We start from the raw sequence: 244 nt of genomic DNA on the forward strand, positions 1-244 counted from the left end.
CCCTTAAGATGGCTAATAAATGGCAAAATTGCAGGGTCTAAATCACCACAGCGAGTTCCCATAACAAGCCCTTCAAGAGGAGTAAAACCCATGGAAGTGTCTATACTTTTACCTCCCTCAATAGCACAAACACTCGCACCATTTCCAAGATGTGCTGAAATTGCGTTTAAATCCTCTTTATTTTTTCCAAGTAATTGGGCTGCCCTAGCACTCACAAAAGCGTGAGAAGTACCATGGAAACCAT

1 pseudogene is annotated in these 244 nt (G+C 42.2%); it reads right to left on the reverse strand.

Going from position 1 to position 244, the window contains the following annotated elements:
- A pseudogene (locus ELQ07_RS08190) lies at positions 1–244 on the reverse strand (acetate kinase); the annotation flags it as partial.

Origin of the sequence: Campylobacter sp. US55, from assembly GCF_004378955.1 — a bacterium.
GTDB classification, from domain to species: domain Bacteria; phylum Campylobacterota; class Campylobacteria; order Campylobacterales; family Campylobacteraceae; genus Campylobacter_D; species Campylobacter_D jejuni.